The sequence below is a fragment of the Cognatilysobacter lacus genome, assembly GCF_008274655.1.
Classification (GTDB): Bacteria; Pseudomonadota; Gammaproteobacteria; order Xanthomonadales; family Xanthomonadaceae; genus Cognatilysobacter; species Cognatilysobacter lacus.
In genome coordinates, this window is the sequence record NZ_VTRV01000195.1 from 1 (window position 1) to 3,946 (window position 3,946).

Below are 3,946 nucleotides of genomic sequence, written 5' to 3' on the forward strand. Positions count from 1 at the left end.
CCATTCAAGCGCCGGACTGCTTCCCGGTGTGGGCGCTAACACCTGAGTTAAGCCGCGCCGCGAAGCGGCGTCGGCTTGGACGAATTGTTAGGCCCCAAGCTAGTAGCGACTCGCATGGGCGTACCTGAACACGTATGGGTACATGAGGGGCCAGAAGAAGAGTATGGCAATGAGCCACTTGATCTGGCGGTTGTCATACGCCTTCAGTGCAGCTGCCGCAACTGTTGCCAGGCTAAGGGCAAGCCAAGCATAGGCAAACAGCTGACCGACACCAGACTCAAAGATCGAGGCCGAACCGCTCACGGCTTGGATCACCGCACCTAGCCCGGTTGCTGCGAGTTGCCACACTGCGAGCCGCTTAGTGACTGCCAATGGGGCCTAACACCTGAGTTAAGCCGCGGCGCGAAGCGGCGTCGGCTTGGACGAATTGTTAGGCCCCAAGCGAGCTTTACCTGCCGCCAAGCGCCTGAACTGCTGGAAAGAATACGGCTATTGCGATCGCGGCAGCGAACACGCCAACGAACGCTGCAAGGTAGATAAACACCGCTCGCCGGCCGCCTGGATGAGGAGACCACCCGCCGGGCAGATCGTCATCGAGCGTGACGAGGAACCCGACTAAGCCAATGACGATCAGCCCAATGACGGTAAAAATGTACGGAATGCGCCACAGCAACGATGCAGCAAAGGTGCACGCCGCGAAGATGGCGGCCGTGAGCCCAACTCTACGTGCGAGGTCGCTCACCATTGGGGCCTAACACCTGAGTTAAGCCGCGCCGCGAAGCGGCGTCGGCTTGGACGAATTGTTAGGGCGCAGCGCTAGTACTTGGCGAGCTGCGCCCTGCGAAGTGGTAGGTAGTAAGGATAAATGCGGAATGGCTATTAGCGTGCGCGTGGATGAATTGCGCCGCGGCAAGGTTGTTCGCGGCGGCTTGCGGCTGCGACACAGGCTGGTCGAGGCCATCCCAGATGCAGTCTCCGCGGGCTTCGAAGTTGGGGGCAGACCAGATGCCGCCCTCGACACGTGCAACGACGATTCCGCGGGAAGCCGCTTGCTCGCACGCGCTAGCCGCTGCGGCGGGAGACAACCGCATGACCGCGTTTCCGTTGAGTGCGAAAAAGTCTTGGGGTGACTCGTACAAGCGGCTGCGATCTGTCATGTGCGCCCTAACACCAGAGTTGACCCGCGCCGCGAAGCGGCGTCGGGTTGAACGACTTGTTAGAGCCCACACGCCCGGATACAAGCCTGCTGCTCCACGGAGCCTAAGTGTTGCACGAAAGGCGATGCTCGCAATGGTGCGGCGAAGCCGGAAACAGACGAGCGCAACGACAACGGCCAAGATTCCTCAGTCATGCGCAATGGAGCCCCGAAACCTGACCGCAAGCTAGAACAACTCGTACGCGACGAAAACGTTCAAGCCCTGGACTGCTTCCCAGTGTGGGCGCTAACACCTGAGTTAAGCCGCGCCGCGAAGCGGCGTCGGCTTGGACGAATTGTTAGGGCGCATCTTGTCGGGCTGGAGTTGCCGAGACAATGCACAAGGACCCTGGCCATTGGCCGCCATGCCCTTTTACCGACCCGGTGAAGTAACCCACCAGTTCGGCACGCTGCCCATTCAGGCGATCGGGCAGCGGCGATGCCCAAATGCCCAGGCCCGGTGTGGGTTCACCTTCGGACGGCATCGCGCCGTAAATCGCAGAGTGCTCGAAGCCATTGAGGTAGAACGCTCTGACACGCACGAGCTTGAGTTCGTAGCGCGCCGGCGACTGCACCAGTTCCGAGATGGAGGTTGGCACGGGTACACCGACGGCCGCAGGACATTCTCCTGTGGCGATCGCTGAGCTCGATATCGACGTGGGAGGCTGGACGCAGGCAGCGAGCAGCGCGAGCCCGACTACGGGTGCGATCAATTTCCACATGCGCCCTAACACCTGAGTTAAGCCGCGCCGCGAAGCGGCGTCGGCTTGGACGAATTGTTAGGCCACTGGACCGGACAATCCGGCTGCAGCCACGAGACGCTTAGGCGCTTTGTTGCGCCAGGCAGCACGCACCAGATGCTCGACCATTTCTGGCTTGGCGAGCGAAAGGTTAACCCGAACGCCCAAGATCTTCTGGCCCCACGGCAGGGGCTCGACGGCTTTCGGATACATGGCCACGGCCAGCAAGCGCTCCTGCTCGTCCACGAACACGTGGATGTGTTCGTCGTCCGGCGGCACGGTGACGAAAATCTTCCCCTTGACCCGGAACGAGCCGTACTCGAAGTGCGGCACCTCGGTCACTTCCGGGAGAGCCAAGGCGACTGCACGAACGAACTCCACGTTCATTGCTGCTCCCTACAGTGGCCTAACACCTGAGTTAAGCCGCGCCGCGAAGCGGCGTCGGCTTGGACGAATTGTTAGCGATCACATGCCAGGATGTGGCCGGACAGGACCGCAGACGCTGCTGAGTTTGCCATGGGGAGAGCGGCCTCCGCGCGGGCCCGACATTGCAGGCGCCATGAGGTTTCACCGCGGACTTGAACCGACGTGGAGGGAACACCGTTACACCGCGGGCGATAAGCTGGCCGCGAGTTGTGGCCGCAAGCGAGAGGCAGTTGAGCCGCTTAGGGAGCCGCTAGCGCACTTCAACCAATGTGAGCGCTAACACCTGAGTTAAGCCGCGCCGCGAAGCGGCGTCGGCTTGGACGAATTGTTAGGGCTCACCCGAGATGCCACGGCATTTGAACTTTGCACTCAGGGCATGCCCAGATCCAGTAACGCATTTCCTGCTTCCCTGTTTTTACGAGGTGGACAGGAGTAACGCTCACTTCCACGCATCGCGGGCAGTATGGATCGGGATCGCCCGGCGCGATATACGCGCCATTGTTGCGTGCGAGCGTGCCTACAAAGGCCTGATGGCTCTTAAGTTCGGCGATGCGCTGGTTAGCGGCCTTCAGCTGATCTTGGAGTTCGACAATGCCGGTTTGGGCATCCAGCGCTTTGCCCTGAGCATCGAGAATCGCTGATTGCAGCTCGATCACCTTGCCTTGAACTTCCGACAAGCTCTTGAGCGCGAGTAGTCCTTGGGCGATGTCCTTCGCCGCCTTGAGCGAGGAGACTGCTGCCGAGATCGTGGAAATATCCATGTGAGCCCTAACACCTGAGTTAAGCCGCGCCGCGAAGCGGCGTCGGCTTGGACGAATTGTTAGGTGCGCTGCCGCACACCTGCGAACGTTGACCAATGCACGAGCCCGTATTGCTTAGCCATGTGGTGAAAATAGATGGGTGTGGCAACAACGCCGAACACACCGGCGCTAGCCGCGACCCAAGCCGCAAAGACGAACGGGACACGGTGATTGGGATAGACAAATGTGAGGAGCCACAGAAAGAACGCAAGGGCAGGATAGGCGACTGCCGCGAACAAGGCCAAGGCCAAGCCGCTCATGAAGGGCGGGGGTGGTATTTTCCAGCCGCGCGCCCACGCTAATTGCCACAGGTAGGGGGCGGCGGTGTTCGGATCGGCCCCGGACGCCGCCATGTACTGCCGGTAGAGACTCACGCGCCGCTGATGGTTCATAAGCGCACCTAACACCAGAGTTGACCCGCGCCGCGAAGCGGCGTCGGGTTGAACGACTTGTTAGAGCCCACACGCCCGGATAGGGGCTTGCTGCTCCGCGTGGCGAAAGTGTTGCACGAAAGACCGTGCTCGGAATGCGGCGGCGAAGCCGGAAGCTAACCAGCGCAACAACAACGGCCGGGATGCCGCATGCGGTTGGCTGCGAGTGCCAGCAGGTGCCTTGTTAGTGCAAAGCCAAGCCGCCGGAGGCGTGTCCCGTGAAACGAGCCGGAAGCCACGACAGTGCAGATGCAGAGAAACCATTCAAGCGCCGGAGTGTTTCCCGGTGTGGGCGCTAACACCTGAGTTAAGCCGCGCCGCGAAGCGGCGTCGGCTTGGACGAATTGTTAGGCC

General features: G+C 61.1%; 6 protein-coding genes. All 6 read right to left on the minus strand.

Annotated elements, in window-relative coordinates; translation table 11 throughout:
- Positions 1 to 448: 448 nt before the first annotated feature.
- The 6 genes from FW784_RS12880 to FW784_RS12905 all read right to left on the minus strand — a co-directional run bounded on the left by FW784_RS12880 (position 449) and on the right by FW784_RS12905 (position 3,553).
- Positions 449 to 742, minus strand: coding sequence for a hypothetical protein (locus tag FW784_RS12880; protein WP_149353737.1), 294 nt, complete (start codon positions 740 to 742; stop codon positions 449 to 451).
- 61 nt (positions 743 to 803) lie between these two features.
- Entirely contained in the window at positions 804 to 1,157 is a 354-nt protein-coding gene (locus FW784_RS14940) for a colicin immunity protein (RefSeq protein WP_149353738.1), read from the minus strand.
- A gap of 337 nt (positions 1,158 to 1,494) precedes the next feature.
- Positions 1,495 to 1,794: a hypothetical protein gene (locus tag FW784_RS12890; RefSeq protein ID WP_205123626.1), complete on the minus strand. Its 300-nt coding sequence runs from the start codon at positions 1,792 to 1,794 to the stop codon at positions 1,495 to 1,497.
- A gap of 180 nt (positions 1,795 to 1,974) precedes the next feature.
- Positions 1,975 to 2,322 (minus strand): MmcQ/YjbR family DNA-binding protein, encoded by a 348-nt coding sequence (locus tag FW784_RS12895; protein ID WP_149353740.1) that lies wholly within the window; start codon positions 2,320 to 2,322, stop codon positions 1,975 to 1,977.
- A 374-nt stretch (positions 2,323 to 2,696) separates the two neighbouring features.
- On the minus strand, positions 2,697 to 3,122 hold the full coding sequence (locus tag FW784_RS12900) for an HlyD family secretion protein (protein ID WP_149353741.1): 426 nt from the start codon (positions 3,120 to 3,122) through the stop codon (positions 2,697 to 2,699).
- Between the two features lie 59 nt (positions 3,123 to 3,181).
- Complete coding sequence (locus FW784_RS12905) at positions 3,182 to 3,553, minus strand: DUF6404 family protein (protein WP_149353742.1); 372 nt, start codon at positions 3,551 to 3,553, stop codon at positions 3,182 to 3,184.
- Positions 3,554 to 3,946 lie beyond the last annotated feature (393 nt).

Coding starts and splice junctions, on each gene's coding strand:
- FW784_RS12900 (WP_149353741.1), bottom strand. CDS start 3,122: ATGGATATTTCCACGATCTCGGCAGCAGTCTCCTCGCTCAAGGCGGCG.
- FW784_RS12895 (WP_149353740.1), bottom strand. CDS start 2,322: ATGAACGTGGAGTTCGTTCGTGCAGTCGCCTTGGCTCTCCCGGAAGTG.
- FW784_RS12905 (WP_149353742.1), bottom strand. CDS start 3,553: ATGAACCATCAGCGGCGCGTGAGTCTCTACCGGCAGTACATGGCGGCG.
- FW784_RS14940 (WP_149353738.1), bottom strand. CDS start 1,157: ATGACAGATCGCAGCCGCTTGTACGAGTCACCCCAAGACTTTTTCGCA.